Origin of the sequence: Stenotrophomonas sp. Sm10, from assembly GCF_030985515.1 — a bacterium.
GTDB lineage: Bacteria > Pseudomonadota > Gammaproteobacteria > Xanthomonadales > Xanthomonadaceae > Stenotrophomonas > Stenotrophomonas hibiscicola.
The window spans coordinates 28367-51639 of record NZ_JAPTFO010000025.1 but is presented as its reverse complement, the minus strand read 5'-3'; the positions used below and the strand labels follow the sequence as shown (position 1 = coordinate 51639).

20 protein-coding genes are annotated in these 23273 nt (G+C 67.0%); 5 read left to right on the top strand and 15 right to left on the bottom strand.

Going from position 1 to position 23273, the window contains the following annotated elements:
* Nucleotides 1–52 precede the first annotated feature (52 nt).
* The gene (locus tag O0J15_RS09460) at nt 53–877 is read right to left on the bottom strand and encodes an alpha/beta fold hydrolase (protein WP_155029729.1); all 825 of its coding nucleotides are present in this window, start codon (nt 875–877) and stop codon (nt 53–55) included.
* Between the two features lie 186 nt (nt 878–1063).
* Between O0J15_RS09460 and O0J15_RS09455 the strand changes: the two genes are divergently transcribed.
* Complete coding sequence (locus O0J15_RS09455) at nt 1064–1450, top strand: hypothetical protein (protein WP_155029728.1); 387 nt, start codon at nt 1064–1066, stop codon at nt 1448–1450.
* Nucleotides 1451–1517: 67 nt separating this feature from the next.
* Here O0J15_RS09455 and O0J15_RS09450 read toward each other — a convergent pair whose 3' ends face one another.
* The 13 genes from O0J15_RS09450 to O0J15_RS09390 form a co-directional block, all read right to left on the bottom strand.
* The gene (locus O0J15_RS09450) at nt 1518–2231 is read right to left on the bottom strand and encodes a DUF2968 domain-containing protein (protein WP_308305547.1); all 714 of its coding nucleotides are present in this window, start codon (nt 2229–2231) and stop codon (nt 1518–1520) included.
* Nucleotides 2232–2330: 99 nt separating this feature from the next.
* Nucleotides 2331–4484 carry a TadG family pilus assembly protein gene (locus tag O0J15_RS09445; protein ID WP_164145124.1) on the bottom strand — a complete coding sequence of 718 codons (2154 nt, stop codon included), beginning with the start codon at nt 4482–4484 and terminating at the stop codon, nt 2331–2333.
* 8 nt (nt 4485–4492) lie between these two features.
* Nucleotides 4493–4951, bottom strand: coding sequence for a DUF3613 domain-containing protein (locus O0J15_RS09440; protein ID WP_155029726.1), 459 nt, complete (start codon nt 4949–4951; stop codon nt 4493–4495).
* Nucleotides 4948–5838: a Flp pilus assembly protein TadD gene (locus O0J15_RS09435; RefSeq protein WP_058982759.1), complete on the bottom strand. Its 891-nt coding sequence runs from the start codon at nt 5836–5838 to the stop codon at nt 4948–4950. The genes O0J15_RS09440 and O0J15_RS09435 overlap by 4 nt, the downstream gene beginning before the upstream one ends.
* Nucleotides 5838–6773, bottom strand: coding sequence for a type II secretion system F family protein (locus O0J15_RS09430; RefSeq protein ID WP_308305546.1), 936 nt, complete (start codon nt 6771–6773; stop codon nt 5838–5840). The genes O0J15_RS09435 and O0J15_RS09430 overlap by 1 nt, the downstream gene beginning before the upstream one ends.
* 25 nt (nt 6774–6798) lie before the next feature.
* Nucleotides 6799–7755: a type II secretion system F family protein gene (locus tag O0J15_RS09425; RefSeq protein ID WP_019659963.1), complete on the bottom strand. Its 957-nt coding sequence runs from the start codon at nt 7753–7755 to the stop codon at nt 6799–6801.
* 2 nt (nt 7756–7757) lie between these two features.
* Nucleotides 7758–9107, bottom strand: coding sequence for a CpaF family protein (locus O0J15_RS09420; RefSeq protein ID WP_019659962.1), 1350 nt, complete (start codon nt 9105–9107; stop codon nt 7758–7760).
* Nucleotides 9092–10348, bottom strand: coding sequence for a fimbrial protein (locus O0J15_RS09415; protein WP_019659961.1), 1257 nt, complete (start codon nt 10346–10348; stop codon nt 9092–9094). Before O0J15_RS09415 ends, O0J15_RS09420 begins: the two co-directional genes overlap by 16 nt.
* 27 nt (nt 10349–10375) lie before the next feature.
* Complete coding sequence (locus tag O0J15_RS09410; protein WP_019659960.1) at nt 10376–11734, bottom strand: type II and III secretion system protein family protein; 1359 nt, start codon at nt 11732–11734, stop codon at nt 10376–10378.
* Nucleotides 11735–11752: 18 nt separating this feature from the next.
* Nucleotides 11753–12790, bottom strand: coding sequence for a Flp pilus assembly protein CpaB (cpaB, locus tag O0J15_RS09405; RefSeq protein WP_308305545.1), 1038 nt, complete (start codon nt 12788–12790; stop codon nt 11753–11755).
* Nucleotides 12791–12813: 23 nt separating this feature from the next.
* Nucleotides 12814–13290, bottom strand: a complete 477-nt coding sequence (locus O0J15_RS09400) for a TadE/TadG family type IV pilus assembly protein (RefSeq protein WP_308305544.1) — start codon at nt 13288–13290, stop codon at nt 12814–12816.
* Entirely contained in the window at nt 13287–13832 is a 546-nt protein-coding gene (locus tag O0J15_RS09395) for a prepilin peptidase (RefSeq protein WP_058982314.1), read from the bottom strand. Before O0J15_RS09395 ends, O0J15_RS09400 begins: the two co-directional genes overlap by 4 nt.
* A 67-nt stretch (nt 13833–13899) precedes the next feature.
* Nucleotides 13900–14091 carry a Flp family type IVb pilin gene (locus O0J15_RS09390; RefSeq protein ID WP_021204284.1) on the bottom strand — a complete coding sequence of 64 codons (192 nt, stop codon included), beginning with the start codon at nt 14089–14091 and terminating at the stop codon, nt 13900–13902.
* A 683-nt stretch (nt 14092–14774) separates the two neighbouring features.
* Between O0J15_RS09390 and O0J15_RS09385 the strand changes: the two genes are divergently transcribed.
* The 4 genes from O0J15_RS09385 to O0J15_RS09370 all read left to right on the top strand — a co-directional run bounded on the left by O0J15_RS09385 (nt 14775) and on the right by O0J15_RS09370 (nt 22310).
* The gene (locus O0J15_RS09385; RefSeq protein WP_155029721.1) at nt 14775–15755 is read left to right on the top strand and encodes an AraC family transcriptional regulator; all 981 of its coding nucleotides are present in this window, start codon (nt 14775–14777) and stop codon (nt 15753–15755) included.
* A 236-nt stretch (nt 15756–15991) separates the two neighbouring features.
* Nucleotides 15992–20998, top strand: coding sequence for a YadA-like family protein (locus O0J15_RS09380; protein ID WP_308305543.1), 5007 nt, complete (start codon nt 15992–15994; stop codon nt 20996–20998).
* Nucleotides 20999–21061: 63 nt separating this feature from the next.
* A complete protein-coding gene (locus O0J15_RS09375; RefSeq protein ID WP_308305542.1) occupies nt 21062–21898 on the top strand; it encodes an OmpA family protein in 837 nt (278 codons plus the stop codon).
* 148 nt (nt 21899–22046) lie between these two features.
* Entirely contained in the window at nt 22047–22310 is a 264-nt protein-coding gene (locus O0J15_RS09370) for a hypothetical protein (protein ID WP_223224455.1), read from the top strand.
* 85 nt (nt 22311–22395) lie between these two features.
* Here O0J15_RS09370 and O0J15_RS09365 read toward each other — a convergent pair whose 3' ends face one another.
* Complete coding sequence (locus O0J15_RS09365; protein ID WP_134735561.1) at nt 22396–23250, bottom strand: class I SAM-dependent methyltransferase; 855 nt, start codon at nt 23248–23250, stop codon at nt 22396–22398.
* Nucleotides 23251–23273: the final 23 nt, after the last annotated feature.

Genomic DNA, 23273 nt, shown 5'->3' with positions numbered 1-23273 from the left:
GGGCGGGCACTACCGAAGGAGCGGCGGCGCCCTGGGGCGCCACCGCGGGACATCATTTGCGCGCGAACGCCAGCAGGTCGGCGTTGAACTGGTCGGCGTGGGTGATGGTCAGGCCATGCGGCGCACCGGCGTACACCTTCAGTTCGGCATCCTTGATGATCTGCGAGGACAGCTTGGCCGAGGCATCGAACGGCACGATCTGGTCGTCATCGCCGTGCACGACCAGCGCCGGCACGTCGATCTTCTTCAGGTCCTCGGTGTAGTCCACTTCCGAGAATTCGTGCACGCAGTCGTACTGGCCCTTGACGCCACCGAGCATGCCCTGCAGCCAGAACGCATCACGCATGCCCTCGGTGACGGTATTGCCATCGCGGTTGGCACCGAAGAACGGTGTGGTCAGGTCCTTGAAGAACTGCGAGCGGTCACCGCCCGTGCCCTTGCGGATGCCGTCGAAGACCTCCAGCGGGGTGCCGGCGGGGTTGGCATCGGTCTTCAGCATCAGCGGCGGCACCGCGCCGACCAGGACCACCTTGGCCACGCGCGCGCTGCCGTGGCGGCCGATGTAATGGGCCACTTCACCGCCGCCGGTGGAATGGCCGACCAGGATCGCGTCCTTCAGGTCCAGCGCTTCGATCACCGCGGCCAGGTCATCGGCATAGGTGTCCATGTTGTTGCCGTTCCAGGTCTGGCTGGAGCGTCCGTGGCTGCGGCGATCGTGGGCGATCACGCGGAAGCCGTTCTGGCCCATGAACAGCATCTGCGGATCCCAGGCATCGGAAGACAGCGGCCAGCCGTGGGCGAAGACGATCGGCTGGCCGGTACCCCAATCCTTGTAGAAGATGCGGGCGCCGTCGGCGACGGTGATGAAGTTGCTCATTGTGGTTTCCTTGGCGGAAGGGAGGGACGGCCCCGGCGTGGATGCCGGAGCCTCCGGCAGTACAGCGCAGCGCAAGAGCGGCGACTTGCACGGCTGTGCTGGATTGCGCCGGATGTGACGCATATCGCTCTAGCACGAAGCCGTTCCGGCATTGACGATGGCGGCTGCCCTGTCGAGGAGCCTGCAATGTCGAATGCGTTCTGGAGCCTGTGGGTGTGCCTGCTGCTGACCACGGCGGCGCACGCCCGGACCAACGTCTACAAATGCGTGGACGGGCCGCATCCTGTCTACCAGCAGACGCCGTGCCAGGGGCGTGCGGAATGGCGCTGGGAGGTGCCGCCGGAGCCGCCTTCGACAGGTGCGACCGTGGCCAAGCCAGCGAGCCCGGCCTCAAGCCGTCCGCGTGTGGTGCAGCAGGGGCGTGCGCGGGCCGCTCTGATACCCATCAGCACCGATCCCGCCGCCTGTGAGCACGCGCGGCAGCAACGCGGGAAGGCGCTCGCCCAGGCCAAGCGCCTGGACTTCGTACAGCGGCGGCAGCTGGATGATGCGGTGCATGACGCGTGCCGTTGAATCCAGGTGCCAGAAACGACAACGGCGCCCAAGGGCGCCGTTGAGAGCAGATGCCAGGTGCCGGACCTCAGCGACCGTCGCTGGCCGTCGCCGGTGCCGGCGAGGGCACGCTGTCAGGTTTGGGCAGGCTCAGCTCCGGGTTGCCCTGTTCGGCCTGCAGGATCTGGATGCGGCGCTGCAGGGCGTCCAGCTGGCTGTTCGTGCTCTGCACGTCGCTGCTCAGGCTGACTGCCTGCTGCTGGGCCTGCTGCAGGGCCGCGCTGACCTGGGCCGACTGCGCCTGCTGCTGTTCCATTTCCTGCTGCAGGGTGCGCAGGCGTTCCTCGTTGTAGGCCACCAGGCGCTCGGTATAGCGCTTGCCGGCTTCCAGGCGGGTGGTGTCGATGTAGACCTGGGCAAGCTGCTCGGACTGTTGCGCGAAGGTGCGGTAGACACGCTCGGCGTTGTCGACGGCGTCAGTCTTGATCACCCGCCAGAAATTCTTCTCCTGGAACAGGGCGACGTAGTAGGTCAGGGTGTTGGCGTTGAACAGCAGGCTGGCGCCGTAATTGCCGTTGTAGGTGGTGCGCAGCTCGGTCAGCTGGCGGGCATCCATCAGCTGCTTGAGCTCGTCAACGGTATTGCGCACCACCGGTGCGCTACGAGCGGCCGGCTCTGCGGCAGCTTCGCGGTCGCCACGGGCAGCCATCGCCGCTGGTGCCACCAGCATCATGCTCACGGCCAGCAGTGCCGCGCCGTACGCGCGCCGGGCGAAGACCACGCCCCCTGAAGTTTCTCGCATGTCTAGACCATCCACGGATGAGTGTGGGTTGAGATGAAAGTGGTTCCCCGCCGGGAGTCTAGCATGCGCGCGGGCGCCGCCAAGGGCGCCCGCCACGGGTCAGTAGACCAGCTGTGCGGCGCTGCACTGGATCGACTGCACGTTGACGTCGGTGCGCCCCAGCTCCAGGCCCAGCACGCTGGCCAGCAGGTTGGTCAGCAAGGTGCCGACGCTGTTGAGGACCGGGCGCAAGGCGGACAGGATCGGCTTCAGCAGCGTGCACAGCAGGCCACTGCAGCTGACCGTTCCATCGGGGTTGGTGACGCCGGTGCCGCCGGTGCCGTCAAGGAACCCGGCCGGCGCGGTCTGTATGTACGAGGCCAGGTTGTTGCGCACGCAGCCGTTGTAGTCGATCAGGTTGCCCAGCAGGCTGTCGCAGCGGTTGATCAGCAGGCCGCCCACCAGCGAGCCGAGCAGTCCATCGAGCACGCCCAGTCCTTGACCGGTGACCGTCACCTTGAACGCATCCCAGACCGGACCGTCCTTGTGGCAGGTGGACAGGTTCAGCAGGCCACAGGCGTAGGGCAGGCCTCCGGGTACGGTCCAGCTGTTGAGCGGGGCCAGTTGCCGGCTGGCGTCGCCATCGCGCAGCAGTGGAATCAACTTGTCCACCTCATACCGGGTGTTCGGCGGGAAGGTGGCCTGCAGGTAACGGTCGGCCAGGGCCTTGGCTGTGTCGTTGGCACTCATGCCCTGCTTGGGTGAACTGAGCATGCCCGACAGCACGCGCAGCAGCTCATTGACAAGGTCGGATACTGCGTTGCCGAGAGCAAGTGGATTGATGCGCGTCGAGCCGGTTTCGCCAGCGGCCAGGGTGAGGTTCTGCGAGCTGGTCAGGGCCGGCAGCGTGATCTTGTCGTTGATCAGGGGTTGTCCGAGCAGTTTCAGCAGCTGTTCGTTGTTCAGCGTCGCGTCGCAGACATTGTTCTTCGAGAAACGCTGCGATGGATCGACGTTGCCGACGCAGGCCCGCAGGACCGACGAATCCACCTGGATGGTGGCCCTGGGTGGATTGGCGCCACACTGGATTCCGGTCAGCGTTCCCATTCCGTTGGCGACATCGACATGCAGCGGCAGGTGCAGGCGCGTGCCCAGCAGGTTCAGAAGTGGCCCCAGTGCGAACAGGTTGTTGCTGTCCACGTCTGCCACCAGCCTTACCTGCGCGTTGTAGGCGCGGCTGCCGACACCGCCGATGGCGATCGATGGCGGCTCGACCACGCCGGCCTGGATCTTGATGCCCAGCAGGTCCAGCCCCTTGACCGCCACGCCGTTGCCATCGTTGGCGATGGAGATCGCAGTGTTGATCAGGTTGAGCACGTTGATCTGTGACTCCAGTGCACTGCCGACCGTGCCGTCGGGCGAGACGACTTCGGCGAAAAGGCCGCCGCCGCCGGACTGGCTGCCCAGCACGATGTTGAGCTTGTTGATGTCCAGCTGGGTGGCAACCAGGTCGGACAGGGCGCGCAGTTGCACGCCCACCGTGGAGTCGCGGCCGACCACGGTGGCGGTGGCGTCGACCAGCTGCGCCAGCGAAACCTTGTTGACCGACAGCAGGCGGTTGAAGTCGGCCACGCTGAGGTTGGCGCTGACCGGGATGTTCAACGCCTTGAGCAGGCCCGATGGCGTGATGTTGGCCTGGGCGAGGCCGTCATAGGAGAGCACGGTGGCGTTGGTCACATCCAGGCCGACCAGGCGCAGGGTCGACAACAGTACCGAGTCGCCATTGGTGCGCAGTAGCTGCGAACCGACCGCGAACACCGCAGTCGGTTCGGAACGGCGGGCCACGGCCTCCACGCTGACGGTGGGCAGAGTGGTGTTCTGCCCGAAGAACGGCAGCACGCTGCGCTGCGCGACGACCTGCACGGCATTGCGCGGGTTGCTGGCATCGATGGTGGTGACGAAGCGGTTGGCGGTGGTGCGGTTGGCGCTCCAGTTGCCGCAGCGGATCTGCAGGCTCCCTTCGAACGTGTTCTGGGTGAGCGCGCTGTGCCGCGCAGCGCTGTTGTCGCTGTTGTCCGAGGTGCACAGCTCCAGTCGTTGCGCTCCGGCCAGTGCGGCCAGATCAGCAACTTTCTGCGCATCGCGCTTGGCCCAGAACAGGTAGCCGATCTCGATCAGGCCCAGCATCGCCAGCAACGCCAGCATGACCAGCATCATGGTGATCGACATGCCGCCCCGTGCGCGGCTGAAACTGAACTGGCGTGGGCGTTTCATGGCCTACCTCAGCGTCCGGATGAGGATGATCCCTTGGACTTGGCGACATCGGTCTCAAAAAAGTCCGGGATCTCGTGTTCGAAGCTCTTCATGTAGCGTGCGTAGCTCAGCGTCGCCTGGTCGCCGAGGATCGGCAGGTGCTGCCCGGCCTGCTGTCCGGACGCCTGCAGGCGGAACAGGTTGCGCGCGGTATCACCGATCTGGCTGCGGCCGGGTCGCGCGGTTGCAGCGTTGCCGTCGGTGATGTCCACTGCAGCAGGCGCCGCCTGCGGCACTGGTGCGGGCCGGGCCGCCAGGTCCACGGCGGGCAATGACTCGGACTGCAGCGGCTGCGCAGCCGGCGCTGCCGGTGTGCTGCCGCCAAGCATCTGTCCGGTGAGCGGCTGTTGCTGCGCCTGCACTGCGGCGGCCGGCAGCAGGCAGATCAGAGCGGGCAGCAGGCGTCGGGCCAGGGGCGTCGCGGTCATGGTGTGTTTCCGTTCGGGTGGTCGTTGGCGCTGAAGCGTTCCAGCATCGAGGGCGGCAGGCGCTGTGGATCGCGTTCGTCGCGGCTGTCGCGGCGCGGTTCCGCCGCCAGTCGCGTGACGCCGCGCGGGTTGTTGGTGGCGTCGCTGTCGACAGCGCGCACAGGGGGCGGCACGACCGCCGCAGCAGCCGCTGCGGCCTGGCGCTGCTGCAGGCGGGCCCGGATCTGCGCCGCCTGCTGCTGGATGCTGAGCCGGGTGTCCTTGTTGAGGTTGGCCTGCTGGGCGAGGCGCTCGGCGGTGGCGGTGTCGCCACGCAGCACCGCCCACAGGGCGAGGTTGGCGGTGGCCTTGGCATTGCCTGGGGACAGTTCCAGGGCCTTGGCCAAGGGTTCGCGCGCGCGCTCGAACTGCCCGGCGCGCAGCCTCGCATAGCCCAGATCGCCGAGATAGCTGGTATTCAACGGTTGCAGTTGGGTTGCCCGTGCCAGCGCCTGCTCGCTGCCGGCGTCATCGTCTCGGCGCGCGGCGATCAGGCCGAGCCCATGCGCGGCTGCGGCGGCCTGGGGGCCGCTGGAAAGCGCGCGGTACAGTGCGATCGCGGCATCGGCCTGGCCGGTCTCTCGCAGCGCATCGGCCTGCAGCAGCCGCAATGCCGGCGGGTCGCCGTAACGCTGGCGGAAGGCGTCGACGTGGGCGAGCGAGGCATACCACGCGCCTTGCTGCTGCATGCGCTCGATCAACTCCAGGTACGCATTGCGGCTGTCCTGCGGTGCCGGTTCGGGCGCAGCCAGGCTGGGCGCGCGCAGGTACTTCGGCGTGGTCGACCCACAACCACTGGTGATGGCAGCGAGGGCAAGCAGCAGGCAGGAGGTGCGCAGGGCAGGCATCAGGGCGATCCCATCTTGGACAGGGTGGTGGCCAGCGCGACCAGCGCCGGCCCAGCGAGGACCAGCATCAACGCTGGCAGCAGGGTCAGCATCATCACCACGGTCATCTTCACCGAGAGCTTGCCGACCTTTTCCTTCAACGTGTTGCGACGCTGCTCGCGCAGGCGGAGGCTGAACTGCCGCAGCGGCTCCTGCACCGCACCGCCATGGGCATGCACCTGCAGGATCAGCTGCATCAGGCTGGTCAGGTCATCGTCGGCATAGACTTCGCTCAGCCGCCGCAGGGACTGCGCGCGCGTGCGGCCATGGGTATAGGCGACATTGGCCTCCTGAAGTTCGCTGCCGAGTACCGGCAATGCATCGCGAAGCTTGTCGCCGAGCGTCTGCAGGCTCTGGTCCATGCTGAAGCCTACGCTCTGCAGCAGGCGCAGCAGGTCGATCAGCAGCGGCAGCTCGGTTTCGACTGCACGCCGGCGCCGCTTCACCCAGGAAGAGAGAACGAATTTGGGCAACAGCAGTCCAGCGGCCAAGGCACCGATGATCACCATGATCCTGGCCAGCCCGGTGACGCTGCTGAATGTCAGCACCAGTGCCAGCACCAGCACGGCCAGCAGCAGGCGCAGGCCGAGGTAGATGGCCGTACCGCGACGGGTGTTCCACCCGGCCAGATCCAACAGCAGCCGATCTTCATTGGCCAGCAATGCCGTTTCCAGGCGGCCGCCGCTGAGGGCACGGCCGAAGCGTTCGAGCCAGCCCAGCGAATCGTGCCGTGCAGGTTCGGTGTCACGGGACGTCTCGCGCGGCTGCAGGGCGGTCTTCAACGTGGCCGTTGTACGCTGCTCACGATGGCTGCGTATCCAGCCGCCGATACCCAGCAGGGCGATGCCGGCAGCCAGCACGAGCAGGGAGAGGGCGAACCAGGCGCTGGCGCTCATCGGTCGTCTCCGGCGGGGCGGGGGTTCATAGCGATTTGGCCAGGCGATACAGCAGGAAGCCGCCGACAAGCTCCATGCCCAGTGCAAGCAGCAGGATCTTGTGGCCAAGCGGATCGTGCAGCACCGGCTGGAAGAAGTCCGGGCTGGCGATCGCCATCAGCACCGCGCAGGCCGGTGGCAGCAGGCCCAGCACCCACGCAGACATGCGTGTCTCGGAGGTCGTCGCCGAAAGCTCCTGCTGCGCCTGTTCCAGGTCGCGCATGAAATCACCCATGCGCTGCAGGATCTGGTCGGAGCGCCCGCCGATGCGCACGCTGACACCGATCACCACCGACAACACCTTCAGCACCTCCATGCGATAGGGTTGCGCGGCCTGCGCGAGTGCACGGTCCAACTCCATGCCGCTGCGCGCAAAGCGCACCGTGGTGTCCAGCAGCCCGCGCAACGGCGCGCTGGTCTGCATCGACGCAACCTGGAACGCGGCCTGCAGGCTGTTGCCCAGTGCAGTCAGCCGCACCAGGTTGTCGAGGAAGTCCGGCAGCTGATGCAGCAGTTGCGCACGCAGCTTCGTGGTCCGCCGCATCACCCACAGCCAGCAGCCAAGCAGGTACAGCAGCAGGGTCAGCGGAAACATCCACGCGGTGCCCAGCCGCGCCATCGCCACCACCGACAGTACCAGCCCCGGTACCAGCAGCATGATGGGGATTTTCCAGCCGGTCTGCAGCCCTGCGCGCTGCAGCAGGCCATCCAGCGGCAGCACGCGGCGCCCGGTGCTGGCGGGCCGCGCCGGATCGTTGGCAGCGGTGACGGACGGCCCGGCGGGTGCCCCGCCCGTGGCGCTTCCGCGCGAAAGCTGCTGCTCGGCGTGCCGCATTGAAACCTGGCGTTGTTCACGGCTGCTGGCCGTGCCCCACAGCCAGGCTGCCAGCGCCAGCAGCACCGCGATGATGCTCAACATGCCCAGCAGCGCGCCGGTTCCCATGCTCAGAAGTCTCCGTAGAGCGATTCGCGCAGCTGTTGGCGGAACGGCTCCAGCTTGTGCGAGTGTGGATGGAAGCCCAGCCCGACCCAGCGATCGATCTCTTTGCCGTTGCCGTCGATCTGCAGTTCGTGGCGGAACATTTCCTGGGTGGTGATCAGGTTGTCGCTGACACCGGTGATCTCGGTGATCGATACCAGCACGCGGCGGCCGCTGCCCAGGCGCGAGATCTGCACGATGAAGTCGATGGCACTGGCGATCTGCCGGCGCAGGCTGTCCTCGCTGCCCTGGAAGCCGGCAAATCCAGCAAGCATCTCGATCCGGTACAGACAGTCGCGTGGTGAATTGGCGTGGATGGTGGCCATCGAACCGTCGTGGCCGGTGTTCATGGCCTGCAGCATTTCCAGCACCTCGGCGCCACGCACCTCGCCCACCACGATGCGATCAGGGCGCATGCGCAGGCTGTTGCGGACCAGATCGCGGATGCTCACCGCGCCATGGCCTTCGGCGCCACCGATGCGGCTTTCCAGGCGGACCACATGCGGGTGGTTGAGCGAGAGTTCTGCGGTGTCCTCGACGGTGATCACGCGCTCGTTCGCGGGGACGTAGCTGGCCAGGGCGTTCAGCAGCGAGGTCTTGCCGGAGCTGGTGCCGCCGGATACCAGGATGTTGCAGCGGCCCAGCACCATCGCCTTCAGCAGGGCGTGCATCGGTTCGTCGAAGGTGCCCTTGGCCAGCAGTTCATCGGGAGTGAATGGATCCTTGCGGAACTTGCGGATGGACACCATCGGTCCGTCCACGGCCAGCGGCGAGATGATCGCGTTGAGACGGCCGCCGTTGGGCAAACGCGCATCGACCATCGGGTTGGAGTCATCCAGGCGGCGCCCGAGCGGGGCCAGGATACGTCGCAGGATGCGCAGCAGGTGCGTATCGTCGGTGAATCGCTGGGTGGCCCGCTTGAGCTGGCCACCCTGGGAAACATGCACATCCTTGAAACCGTTGATCAGGATGTCTTCGATGGACGGGTCGTGCAGCAGGTCGTCCAGCGGGCCAAAGCCGGTCAGCTCCTTGACCAGGCCGTCGGCGACCACCTGCATCTCTTCTTCGTTGATCGGGATGCGCCACTCCTGGATGAAGCCCACCGTCTGCACCTGCACCCAGCGGGCGATGGTGTCGGGCGCCCAGGAATCGATGTCGATGCGCTCGTCCTCGATGCTGTTGAGCAGGTGCTCATGCGCTGCCGACAGCACCTTCTGGTACTGCTCGGTCTGCGCGAACGGCTGATGGCCCGGCGTGCTTTCGGGCAGCACCGGCCGGGCAACGGCATGCGGGAAAGGGGTTACCTTGTCTTCCATTGCGATCCACCCAGGGCAAGGGAGAGTCTTTCCCGCAGGCCCTGCGCCTGCACCCGGCAAGCGGCCGGGTCCAGGCGCGAAACCAGTGGGGCGAGGGCACGCAGATAGGGGTCACGCGGCGCATCCTGCAGCAGCAGGTGGCCCTGGCTCGCTGACAGGCGCACGCGGGGGCGCTCGGGAAGCGTGGCCAGCAGGGGCACCTCGAAGCGGCGCGCAATCTGCTCCGGGCTCATTCCGCTGCTGTCATCGTGGCGGTTGATCACCAGCTGCAGCCGCTTCTCGCGTTCGCGTTGCCCGGCAAGGTGCTTCAGTGCCTGATCGAGCGACACCAGCGTGGCGATCGAGGCATCTGTGACCAGCCAGATCTCGTCGGCCTGGTCCAGCAGCAGCGGTGGCAGCTGGCGCACCGGGCAACCGCCGGCATCACACAGCACGCTGGCGAACACGGTGCGCAGGCGCTGCAGCAGCGCACCCGGATCGGACGGCGGCACCGCGTCGCTTCCGCTGGCGCGGTCCAGCAGCACCAGCCCGGAATCGTGCCGGGCCATGGCCGTGCGGGCGAGGGTGGCGTCGATGCGGCTGGCGTTGCGCAGGGCGTCTTCGTAATGGAAGCGGCTGTCCAGGTTGAGGTACAGCGCAAGGTCACCCGAAGGCTGGGCCAGTTCCATCAGCAGGCCGTCCTGCTGCACTGCCTCGCCCTGTGCCAGCGCACGGGTCTGCTGTGCCAGCACCGAAAGGTGCGCGGCCATCGTACTGGTGCCGACCCCGGCGCGCACGCCCAGCAGGACGATCAGGCGCGCCTTGTGCGCGTGCTGCGCGGCGGCAGCTGGTCGTGGTGACAGGGCACGACGCAGTGCGGCCTCGACACCGGCGTTGTCGCTGTCCAGGTCCAGTACGTCACGCAGGCCCGCCCGCAGTGCGATGACGACGCCCTCTACCTGTCCGGCACTGGTGGCACCGACGGCAACCAGTGCGAGGTCCGGTTCTGTCTGCTGCAGTTGCTGCGCCAGCACGCTGGAGGCGGCGGCATGCTCGGGGCGGAAGTCGAGCAGCACAAGGTTCTGCGGCCCGCGGTGCAGGTCCTGGGCGGAGGTCGGGGCGCTGCTGTCCTGCCAGTGCAGGGTGGTGGTCGGCGGCAGTTTGGCCGCCAGCCGGGGCAGCAGTTCGCGATCCATTCCGTACAGGACCAGGTTCATCGGCGGTCCTTGCGGATGCAGCGGCTGGGCGGTGGCGTAGGGCATGGGTGTGGTATCGCAGGCATCATGGAATCAGCGTGAGAAGCCGGGTACCGGGTCCTGGCTGATTGGACCCAGCAGCCAGGCACCCCATTCGGGCATGTGCGGCTTGGCTTCGCGGTCGCCGGGCAGTGGCAGTTCGGTGTTGCGGGCCAGCGGCTTCACCAGGCGTGGCGTGACGATGATCACCAGCTCCTTGTCCTGGCGCTTGTAGTCGAAGTTGCGGAAGAACGAGCCGATGACCGGCAGGTCACCCAGCAGCGGAATCTTGCCGACGCTGGAAACCACGTTGGAACTGACCAGGCCACCGATCACGAAGCTCTCGCCATCGCCCAGCTCGACCGTGGTGTCGGCGCGGCGGGTGGTGATCGATGGAATCTGCACGCCATTGAGCGCGATGGCGTTGCTGTAGTCCAGGTCGCTGGCTTCCGGCGCGACTTTCAAGGCGATGCGGTTCGGCGCCAGTACCGTCGGTGTCACGGTCAGGCCGATGCCGAAGGGCTTGTAGGTGATCGTGGTGGTGCCCAGCCCCTGCGGCTCCAGGATTGGCAGCTCGCCGCCGGCAAGGAAGCTGGCGCTCTGGCCGGACAATGCGACGAGGGTAGGTTCGGCCAGCACGCGCGCCATGCCATTGCTCTGCAGCAGGTCGACGTCGGCATTCCACAGGCCCTTGGTCGAGCCGAACACCAGGCGGAACGCCGAAGAAATGGGCGATTCGGCTTCGTTGCTGGAGTTGCCTTCCTGCATGCCGGGCAGGATGCCGGTGTTGCCCGGCAGCTGGCCGCCCGGGCGGGCGAATCCGTAGGCGAAGCTGCCATTGCGGTTCTGGAAGCTGATGCCGATCTGCTTCAGAGCGGTCTTGTTGAATTCGACCACCTTGACCTCGACCTGCACGACGCCGCCGCTGCTTACCGTCGATGCGTCGGCAAGCAGTCCGTCCTTGCCCAGGGCCATCGCGGCGGTCTTCTGTTCCTGCATGTGGGACAGCACACTGTCGGTGCTTCCCTGCAGAAGGCCCTGATTGTCCTGCTGGGTGAACACCAGTCCGTTCGCGCCCGCGTCGGCCGCGCCCTGCACCGCGCTTTGTACCCGCACCTGCAGGCGCTGTGGCTCGGCCTGCTTGCGGTGCCAGAGCAGGAGCGTGGTGGTGCCCGGTGCCTTGCCGACCAGCAGTGCCTGGCGCTGGCCGCGCAGCATCACGATATCGGCCACGCCCGGGTCGGCAATGGCCACCCGCTCCAGGTCACCCGGCAGGGGCCAGGGGCGCTGCTCGCGCGTCTGCAGTACCAGGTCGTCGGCGGCCACGCTCGTCGCCGGTGCCAGCAGCACCAGCAGCAGGGCCAGCCAGCGCTGGCGGGGGGAAGGGCGTGGACTGCGGCGACGTTCGGTCATGGATGCGCTCGATGCAGGTCAAAGGGAACCACGGGGGGCGGAGCTGTCGCCTCGGATGATTTCGATACCCGATGCGCGCGGGGCACTGCGCCGCGGTGCGGGTGCGCGTGCCGGGGCATCCTGGGCGCTGCGCGCCGGTGTGTTGCTGCGGCCGGCCAACGCATCGCCGTCGATGCCGGCGAAGGCGTGATTCTCTGGCCGTTGCAGCGCAAGCTGCTGCTCCGCATCCAGCCCCCGCAGCGGATCGATCACACCGCGTGCCTGCGGGAACAGCGCCAGATCGGGCTGGCCGGGATCGGCAGGGTTGCGCAGGGCCAGGAACAGTTTGCCCTGCTGCGCACCCAGCAACAGCCGGTTGGCGTCGGCCACCGGTACCGCCAGTACCGCGCTGCGTGCCGGCTGGGTGGTCTCGCTGCCCGTGCTCTGGGTGCTGCTGCTTCCGGTGATGTCGGCGGCGCGTGGATCGTTGCGCGCATCGGCTTCAGTGCTGGCGACAGCGCCAGCGTTGGCCAGGGCGATGTCCTGCTGGCCATAGCTGAGCACGCGCAGGCGCGACAACAGCAGGCGCGTCTGTGCTGCATCGGCCGGCCCGCTGGCGTTGGGTTGGGCGTTGCGCAGGTTGAGGAACACGTCGACAAAATCGCCCGGCACGATGCGGTTGCCGGCACCCACCAACTCGTCAACCGGTACCGCGAGTGCGCGCTCTCCGGGGCGCAGCTGCAGCGAGAATCCCTGCGCAAGCGCATTGCTGCTGATTGCCGTGCCTTCGGCAATGTCCTGCACCGGCACCTTTCCCACCACGGCGGAAATGCTGGAGGCGGCACCGGCAACCGGGGCGCTGCGCTGCGCCAGGCGCAGTCCATTGGCAGAAATGGGTTCGCCGGCCGGCAGTCGCGCCACCGCCTCCACCACGGTGATTGCCTGGGCTTCGCTCTGCGCGGCCGGGGCAACCGTGGCCGGCGCGGCTTGCCTGCGCCCGATCATCAGGGCGATGACCGCCAGCAGCACGGCCAACCCGATCAGGGCGACGGCGGCGATGCGGGTCAACTTGAGCATGGAACCGTCTCCTGTAGCGATCGTCAGTTGCCGCTGCCGAGGTCGAGTTGCGCGACCGCCACGCTGCGGATGGGAGCCCGCATTACCCACTTGTAGAGCGTGGCGGTGCCGGGCAGGAAGGGATGGCTTGCGTAGTCGTAGCTGACGCTCACGGTCATGCACTGGGCGCTGGCCAGTCCGGCGCAGGGCGCCTGCGCGGAAACCAGGATGGCGTTGCTTCCCCCATTGCTGCAGTCGACGGACTGCCCGGAGAAGTTCAGCAGCCACTGCATCGAGCTGCGCGCCGCAATACACGCCGCGGTACGACGTTCATTGGCGCTGCCATAGCGCAGCGATGCGCGCGCACCCTCGGCTGAAGCGGTTGCCAGCGTCTGCTGGGCCGCCATGATCATCACGCCGGAGAACGTAAACAGCAGCAGTGGCAGCAGGCCCAGCATGAGCATCAAGGCGAACTCGATGCTGGCCGCACCACGTTGCCGGCGCGGGTTGGGGGTGTTCATGGCACACCTCCATACGTAGTGATGAGGATCCAGGCGATGGCCGACACGGCCAGGTAGGCTGCATAGGGAATGCCATGGCGTCCCTGGCGGGCGTTCTGCATGTCGCGCAGCGCCGGGTGTGAATGCCACTGCGAACTGGCCCGGTTCAGCTGGGCTTGCAGGCCGATGGGCAGTACTGGACCCACCCGGCGTGACGCCAGCACCAACGCGGCATGTGCGCCCGCTGCGAGGCTGGCCGCGATCCAGATCGGCAGCAGTGTCTGCCAGCCCAGCATCAATCCCAGCACGGAAAAGAACTTGACATCCCCGGCGCCCATCCAGCGCAACGCATGGAACGGCAGCAATGCGACCAGGCCGAGCGCCGCGCCGGCAACGTGGGAAGCCCACGGCAGGCGCGGCGCGTTGAACTGTCCGGCGATGAGCACGACAACGGTGATCGCGCATGCGGACAGCAGCCAGGCGTTGGGCACCCGCCGGGCGTACAGATCGCTGATCGCGATCCGCAGGCATACGCCGATGGCCAATAAACCCAGCAGTGTCATCGCACACTCCGTCGCCCGTCAGTGGACGCTCAGCAGTTGCTGTCCCTGATCCAATCCAGGAGGCGGCTCAGGCGGGCGTACTGCCTGAAGCCTTGTTGGCAAGCTTGGTGAGATTCTCAAAGAGCGTGCTGAAGAATGTCTGGATCTGCGTACTGCCCAGTGCGATCAGCACTCCCGCAATCACAGCGGCCAGCAGCCCGTACTCGAGCGCGGTGACACCATCTTCTTCCTTCAGGAACTTGCGGATCGATGCGTTCATGACGATTGTCTCCCTCTACCTGTCTGCTACAGGACACCTGTTGGGCGGTGGCCCGGCTCCGCCGGGATCGTCCGTGGACCTCCGCACGTCCTGGCGGAGGAGGCAAGGCGGGATGGACCCGCTGTGCTCAAGCAGGGTGATCGCTTCCAGGCGGGACGCCGTTCGCACAACCGCGACCGCGCGGCGCGGGGCCGGTGGTCGACGTGTCGAGCGATACGTGCATGGTCATGCTGTCCCCCTGGGTGCGGTCATTATCAAAGACCGGATCACCGTGTTATCGACTTTGCCTGAATGGCGGCCGGCTGCAACCGGAACCTATATGCAAATTCGGCAGAATCTCTTCGGTCCTTAATTTTTCACGCGGGTTCTGTGACGGAAATCCGTTCGCTCGCACAACGATTCATCGACGTGCAGATAATGTGATTTTGGGTTCAGTCGAATGCGAGAACTGTGCCAATCACGTCAGCATGATTTTCACGTCTGTATCCATCCTATTCAACGCGGGGCAGATGTTTACCCCGCTGAATTATCGGGCATACTCGTATTCAAGTACTCGCGTTTCTTTTGGGTGCGCACTTTGCTGGCGCGCATCCCGGCGATGGAAGAGATTCCATGAGAGGTGCGCGCCCTGTCAGGCAGTGGGGGCCGTATCGCACGACGGATAATCGGGGGACGACACTGTCATGGTCGATGGTGGGGTAGGAGACAGCGACGACAGCGGCCTGCGGTCGATCGACCTGGCGACGCTGAGCGGCGTGCTTCGTGTATGTGATGTTGAACTGCTTCTGCTCGATGGCAATGGGCCGCGGGCAGCCTTCGCTTCACGCGTGCACGAGGAGGCGTTGTTCTGCAGCATCAGCTGTGGATTCCATTGCCGTGGCCGCTTCATGCTGCCGCCGGACTGGGCGATGCTCGGCTATCTGCACGCCACCGATGAGACGCTGAGCTGGTGCCATGGTGTACCGCTTGCGGCGGGTATGGCGTTGACCGTGATGCCGGAGGGCATCAGCGAGTTCACCCTGAGCCCGGGCACGCACATGACGCTGATGCTGGTGCCGGCGGCGCGCGTGCAGCGCAAGCTGGCCGAACTGAGCCTGCGCAGCACGCCACCGGCTGGGCAGGCACTTTCGTTGTTCAGCCTGGCCAACGAAGCAGCGCCGTTGGCGCGCCATTATCAGCAGCTGCACCTGCAGCTGGGGCAGGGTTCCGGCCTGCAGCCGGAAGAAGCCGAGCGGCTGCTGCATGAGCATGTGCAGGCACTGCTGGGCGCGGGTACCGCCGACCGCCCGGGCTGCAGCCGTGCGCGTCGCACACATTATCTGATTGCTCAGCGTGCCGAGAATTTCATGCGGCTCAACCTGCGCCGCAACATCTACATGAATGAAATCTGCGATGCCGCTGGCGTCAGCGAGCGCGGCCTGCGTTATGCATTCGAGGACCTGTTCGGCACTTCGCCGAACCGGTACCTCTCCATGCTGCGCCTGTGTGCCGCCTGCCGGAGCCTGTCGATGGCCGATTCCAGCCGCCGCTCGGTGAAGGCCATCGCGCTCAGCTGCGGGCTTTGGGACCTCTCGCGCTTCGCTGATAATTATCGCAAGGTATTCGGCGAACTGCCGCGCGATACCCTGATGCGCGCGCCCGCGCAGATCGGCCAGCCGGCCTGAGCCAAGGTCCCGCAAGGGTTTCCACGGCATTCATGCCGGAATTGCGCATCCGTTTGCCGATCATGCTGCCGCTTCTGCATAAACGGCTGCCGATTCCGGCCGTGGATTTGCCGGAATGCGCGATTGCCGTGCCGGATTGAAGTGCGCCACCGCCGTTGCAAACGCTGAAATGTCAGTCACCTGCCTAACGGCAAGTCCACTGACATTCCAGTTGTTCGCCTACGGGGGAAATGCTCATGAACCGCATCTACCGGCGTGTATGGAACCGCCAGCTCAATGCTCTGGTTGTGGCCTCGGAACTGGCCACCGGCGACAGCGGCGGCAGCGCCGCCCGCGATCCGCGCAGTGCACTGCTGATGCCGACCGCACTGGCCCTGGCCCTGCTGTGTGCGCTGGCCAGCGGGCATGCAGGCGCGTCCGAATCCAATCAGTCTCTACGTGACCTGCAGGCACTGGCCGCGAAGTACGCGCAGCCGATGCCGGTCAAGGTCGACGCGGAAGTGGCGCTGGCTGCCGCATCGCGCCAGGCGCAGAGCAGTCCGGCGATCAGCGCTGACGCGCGTGTCGGCCTGCAGCTGAGTACGAACTCGCTGCCGATCGTACGCGACGTGCTGCCGGCCACCGTGCAGGTGAAGCTGGCGGCGAGCGCTGCGCCGAAGCAGGTCGCGGTTCCTGCGCTGGCTGCCGATGTCCGCGCCAATGTCGGGCTGGGTCATGCAGCGTCCAGTGTGGCGAAGATTGATGCATCGCTGGCGGCCAACGTTGCGCCGTCCGCGCATGCGCCGCTCGGTGTGGCTGCGGATGCCCAGGCGAAGGCCGGCGTTGGCATCGCCGGTACCCAGGTGGCCTCGATCGATACCGGTGCCAAGGCGGCCGCCGCTGTTGCTGGCGCACCGGCTGGCTCGCTGTCCGGCCTCAAGGCGTCCGTTGACGGCAAGGTGGATTCGCAGCTGAAGCTGGCGGGCCACCAGATCGACGACCAGGGGCAGGTCAAGGCGACGGCGGCGGTCACGCTGCCGGCCAAGGAGGAGCTGCCGGGCGAGACTCATGATCGTGCGATCACCGCGGCCTTCGATACCGGTGTTGCCGGCAAAGTGCGCGTGCAGGCGCCGCGTGGCCACGAAGTCGTGGCCGACCGCAATCTGAAGCTGGCCGGCCAAGCGACCGTGGCGGCGCAGAACAGCGCGCTGGGCGTCGATGGCCTGGTGGGCGGCGTTGTCGGCGCGGCAGGCGGCGCCGTAGGTGGCGTGCTTGATGGCACCGTAGGCAACACGGTTGGTGCGGTCGGCGGCGCCTTGCACGGCACGGTTGGAACGGTAGGCGAAGCACTGGGCAGCACGCTCGATGGCACCGTTGGAACTGTCGGTAGCGCGGTGGGTGGTGCAGTGAACGGGGCTGTTGGCACGGTTGGTGCAGTTGGCGGCACCGTGGGTGGTGCACTCAACGGCACGGTCGGTTCGGTCGGCAGCACCGTCGGTGGCGCGCTCAACGATGCAGTTGGCACCGTCGGTGCCGTTGGCGGTGCCGTGGGCGGCACGCTCAACAATACAGCGGGTGCGGTGGGCAGCACCGTCGGCGGTGTCCTCAATGGCGCTACAGGTGGCAGCCTCGGCGGCCTGGGTGGCCTGCTGGGCGATACGCTGGGCAATGTCGGCAGTGCCGTAGGCAACCTGCTCAACGGCAACCTCAACGGCACCATCGGCAATCTCGGCAGTGCCGTAGGCGGCCTGGTCGGCGGCACGCTTGGCGGGCTCGGCCTGACTCAACCCTCGGCCATACCGCCCACCAGCCCAAAGGCGCCGGCGCCGGCCGACCCGAACGCGGGCCTGATCATCGGCACCGGTGGCCTGGTCGGCAATGTCGGCCAGCTCATCGGGCCGACCACCAGCAGCCTTTTCGGCGGCGACGGCTACCTGAGCAACGGCAATCTCAAGCTCAGCAACGCCAACGTGATGCAGACCTACTCGACGGTCAATGTGCTGGGCCTGCCGGTGGTCAACCTGTCGCCGGTCGGTAGCACCCTCAATGGCCTCGGCGGCGCCGTCACCGGCGGCAGCTCGCACCTGACGCTCATTGGCGGCGTTACCTCGGACAGTTACATCTACAACATCAACAACGGCAATCCGGGTGGCCTGCTCGGGCTGCTGCTGCCAACGGATTCGCCGGAATGGGCGGCGAAGTGCCTGGACATCGCGCTGGCCGACATCTCCTGCTGGGCCGTCAACGCGGCACAGGACTACCAGGTGCTGATGGGTGATGGCGCCTTCGCCAACGGTTCGAAGGAAGTGGTGATCGGCGCCAATGCACGGCACGAACTGCCCAGGGTCGATGCCAACGTTGCCTTCCCGGGCGATGGCGTGAACGATCCCACCAACCCGACCGGCGTCCCGACCGCAGACTACGCTGCGCGCATGGGCCATTCGGTGATCGTCGGTGACAGTGCCGTCGGTACCGCCAACGGCCAGACCCTGCTGGGTGCTGAAGCCACCTCCAACCAGGCGAACTCGGTCGCACTGGGCTACCGTTCGGCTGCACTGCGCGGCGCGCAGGCCAGCTACAGCGCTTATGGCCTCACTGCACCGCAGGTCTCGGCCGGCGAAGTATCGGTGGGCACCGCCGGTGGCGGCGAGCGCCAGATCACCAACGTGGCTGCCGGCAGCGTCAACACCGATGCGGTCAATGTGGCCCAGTTGAAGGGCGCCATCAGCCTGATCGATGATGTGGCGGCAGCTGCGGTGACCTACGACCTGGACGGTGCCGGCAACCCGAACTACCGTCGGGTGACGCTTGGCGCGGGCACTGGCACCACCACCATCGGCAACCTGGCCGGCGGCGCGGTCACCGCGGGCAGCCTGGAAGCAGTCAACGGTGGCCAACTGGCTGCGACCAACGCCGCCATCGCCAGCTTCTTCGGTGGCCGCGCCGCGTTCGATCCGGCCAGCGGTGCCTTCACTGCGCCGCTGTTCGAGATCAGCACGATCTCCACCACCGGCGCCATCGCCCAGGGCCTGTACACCAACGCCACCGATGCCTTCGCGGCGGTGGATGGTTCGCTGGTCAACCTCAACACGCAGATCACCGATATCCGCAACGGCGGTACCAAGTACCTGCGGGTGAACTCGACCGGTACCGAGGCCGTGGCCACCGGCGCCGACTCGATCGCGGTTGGTACCAATGCCCGCGCCACCGCCTCCAACAGCATCGCAGTGGGCGCCGGCAGCCTGGCTGACCGTGCCAACAGCGTATCCATCGGTGCCGCCGGTGCCGAGCGCCAGGTCACCAACATGGCGGCCGGTACCGCAGCGACCGATGCGGTCAACCTGGGCCAGCTGCAGGCCTCGGAGCAGGGCGCCCTGCGCTATGACCTCAACGGCGACGGCAGCGTCAACTACGCAAGTGCCACGCTGGGCCAGAGCGGCACCGCCACCACGCTGCGCAACCTGGGCCCGGGCCAGGTCAGTGCCACCAGCAGCGAGGCCATCAACGGTGCCCAGCTGTTTGCGGCCAACCAGGCCGTTGCCACCCACCTCGGAGGTGGCGCGGCGGTCAACGCCAGCGGCGTACTGACCGCGCCGACCTATTCGATCAATAACGTTGCCGCCAACGGCACGATCACCAAGGGCAACTACAACGACGTCGGTACCGCTTTCGACGCGGTCAGCAATTCACTGGCCAATGTGGCCGACCAGACCGGCGAGATCGACAAGCTGGCAGTGAAGTACGACGTCGACGGCAGCGGCAACGTGCTCAACAGCGTGACGCTGACGGGCACCGGCAGCGGCGCGGTGAAGATCACCAATGTGGCCGCCGGCAGCATCCTGGCCGGCAGCAGCGATGCCATCACCGGCGACCAGCTGTTCAGCACCCACAGCACCATCGCCAACTACTTCGGCGGCACCACTGCCTACAACGGCACCACCAACGCGTGGACCGCGCCGACGTTCAGCATCTCCAGCATCGCCACCGATGGCACCTTTACCAGCGGCGATTACAACAACGTCACCGCCGCCTTCACTGCCGTCGACGGCTCGTTGAAGGTCCTCAACCAGCGCATCACCAACGGTGGCGGTGGCAGTGCCTACCTGGCGGTGAACTCGACGGCGGCCGCAGCCACCGCGGCCGGTGCGGAAGCGGTGGCGGTCGGCCCGCAGGCCAGTGCGGCCGGTGCCAACAGCGTGGCGGTCGGCAACGGTGCCAGCAGCAGTGCCGGCAACAGCGTGGCGCTGGGTGCCGGTTCGGTGGCCAGCGTTGGCGCACAGAGCGGCTATACCGGTGCCTACGGCCAGACCGGTGCCAGCAACTCGGCCGGTGAGGTCTCGGTCGGCAGCAGCGGCAGCGAGCGCAAGATCACCCACGTTGCCGACGGCTCGGACACCTACGACGCGACCAATGTCGGCCAGCTGAAGAACGGCGTGAATTACGCCATCGACGAGTCGAAGAAGTACACCGACCAGAAGATCCAGAACATCACCAACGTGGCGGGCAGCTTCCGCGCCAACAACACCAACAACCTGGCCGACCCGTCCGCCAGCGGTGCCAACTCGGCCGCCGGCGGTGCAGGCTCCACCGCCGCCGGTACCAACTCGACCGCGCTGGGCAATGGTTCACAGGCGCAGGCCGACAACTCGGTGGCATTGGGTGCGGGTTCGGTGGCGAACCGGGCCAACACGGTCTCGGTGGGTGCGAGCGGCGCCGAACGCCAGGTGGTCAACGTGGCTGACGGCTCGCAGGCCACCGACGCGGTCAACGTGCGCCAGCTGCAGGCCTCGCAGCAGGGTACGCTCCGCTACGACACCACGGTGAACGGTGCGACCAATTACAACAGCGTCACGCTGGGATCCACCGGCAGCGGCCCGACCACGGTGCGCAACGTTGCCGCTGGTACCGCCGGTACCGACGCGGTCAACGTGGATCAGCTGAAGTCGGGGATGGCGCAAACCCTGGACTGGTCCAAGGCCTACACCGACGAGCGCATGGGTGGCTTCGAGCGCGACCTGCGCAAGACCGACAACCGTGCTTCGGCCGGTATCGCCTCGGCGATGGCCACCGCAGCGCTGCCGCAGCCCAGCGAGGCGGGCCGCAGCATGGCCTCGATCGCGGCTGGCAGCTACAACGGCGAATCGGGCGTGGCGCTGGGCATCTCCGGTGTCTCCGAAGGCGGCCGCTGGATCTACAAGTTCAGCGGTTCGACCAACAGCCGTGGCGAGGCCGGCGTGGCCGTCGGTGCCGGCATCCAGTGGTGATATCTCCGCCGCCGGGCCGCACGCGCGGCCCGGTACCGCGGAAACGTCTACAGGGGGAATGACATGAAACAGCATCGTATCGCCCGCGCCGGCCAACATGCCGCTACGCTGGGCCTGATCCTGGGGATGGGCCTGCTGGCCGCCTGCCGCAGCCATGCGCCGGCCGCCGACGGTCCTGCCGAAGCCACCGCCGTGCACTTCCCGGAGGCCTCCAAGGCCTCGCTGAAGGAAGGCATCTATCCCGACGTCGCCGACCTGCGCCGCTTCGCGCCGGGCATGAGCAAGCGGCAGCTGTACACGCTGCTGGGCACGCCGCACTTCAATGAGGGCATGTGGGGCGTGCGCGAGTGGAACTACCTGTTCAACTTCCGCACCGCGCAGGGCGCGGAGTACTTCACCTGCCAGTTCCAGGTGCGCTTCGACAGCAAGGGCATCGCGCAGGGCGGTTATTGGAAGCCGGAGTCGTGCGCGGCCGTGCTCGAACCGCCGCGGCCACCAGCGCCGCTGGCACCGGCACCGCTGCCGGAGCAGCCCCTGCGGCTGTCGGCCGACGCGCTGTTCGGATTCGACAGCGCGGTACTCAGCGCCGAAGGCCAGCAGGCGGTGCAGGGCATCCTGGCGCAGGTACGCGAGGCCGCGCAGGTGCAGTCGATCAAGGTAACCGGCTACACCGACCGCATTGGCAGCGCCAGCTACAACCAGGCACTGTCGCAGCGCCGCGCCGATGCCGTGCGCAACGCGCTGGTGCAGGGGGGCGTGCCTGCAGCCAGCATCAGTGCCGAAGGACGCGGTGCGGCCGAGCCGATCGTGCAGTGCGAGCAGCGCAACCGGCGCGAGCTGATTGCCTGCCTGGCGCCGAACCGGCGCGTGCAGATCGCCGGGATGGCACAGCCACGTTGACCTTCCTGCGCCGGGGCGATGCCCCGGCATCCCGAGTCCCCCCTGACCGCCGGCAGGCGTGGCAACGTCTCCCCCGTCGTCCACGCCTGCCTGCGGCTCAGGTTTTCAAACGGTGCACGCGATGAATGCCCAATTCCTGCCACTCTCCATGAAGACGGAAGCTACGCTCAGCGTGTACGGCCAGCTCGGCAATCATGCCGTGGTGCGCATCCCCGGGCGGCGCCTGCCGGGCCTGATCCTGCAGGCCGACACCGTGGCCGGATTCCTGGCCCAGTTGCAGGAAGCCCAGGCCTGCCTGCGCAGCGGTCGCGCGCAGCGTACCGATGCGGAGCTGGACATGCTGATCGACGTGCTGCAGCAGTGGTATGCGTTGATCGAATCTCGTCTGGCCGACGCCGGCGAGGCGCTGTAGAAGAAAAAGGGGACGGAGGGGATTAAGTCGTTCCCGGCACGGCAGGGACATGGACGACTTAATCCCCTCCGTCCCCTTTTCTGTGTCATGCGCGTGCGCGGATCAACCAGCAGGCAGCACCCACGCGGACCCGATCGCCCTCGATGAATGGTGTGAATGCTGCCAGCGCCTGGTCGCGCAGCCCGGCGGCCTCCGCTTCGGGCAGCGCCCGCAGCGCCTGGCCCACCGGGCCCAGCTGGCCGACGTAGGTCGGCAGCTCATCGCGTGCGATCGAACACGGAAGGTCCACCGCAACCACCTCCACATCCTTCCAGCCGGCAGCCTGCAACAGGCGCTGCACGCGTTGGCCATCTGCGAAGGCGAACTGTCCCGGGGCACCGGGTGCGCGCGGCGGAAGCTCAAGCGCATCGCCGATCGCGCGCTCGGCCGTGGTCATGAATGGATTCTCGTCAGCGCTGCGCCAGGCAATGAAACGCAGGCCGGCACCGGGCCGCGTGGCGCGGTGCAGGTTGGCGAAGGCCGCACCGGTATCCTCGAAGAACATCACGCCCAACCGAGATTGGATCCAGTCGAAGTGCGCGGTGGGCAACGGATGCTGCTGTGCGTCGGCGACGATGAAGTCTGCGTCCAGCCCTGCCGCCTCGGCGCGTTGACGGGCCAGCGCCAGCATCGGCGCGGAGATGTCCAGGCCGGTGCAGTGCGCCGACGGGCGTGCGGCGGCTGATGCCAGCAGGCTGGCCCCGGTACCGCAGCCGATGTCGAGCAGTTGCGTGACGGTTTCCGGAAGTTCGGCCACGAGCAGGTCGGCCATCGGCTGGAACAGGCCATCGAGAAGGGCCTGCTGCGCAACCCAGACCTGGCCGCCAGGGCCGTTCCACAGGGCGTTCTGATCAAGGGGGGGGTGCTGGCCATGGCCTTGCCTCGGTGGGTAGTTGCCCATAGGTTGGCGCTTGAAGGTCACTT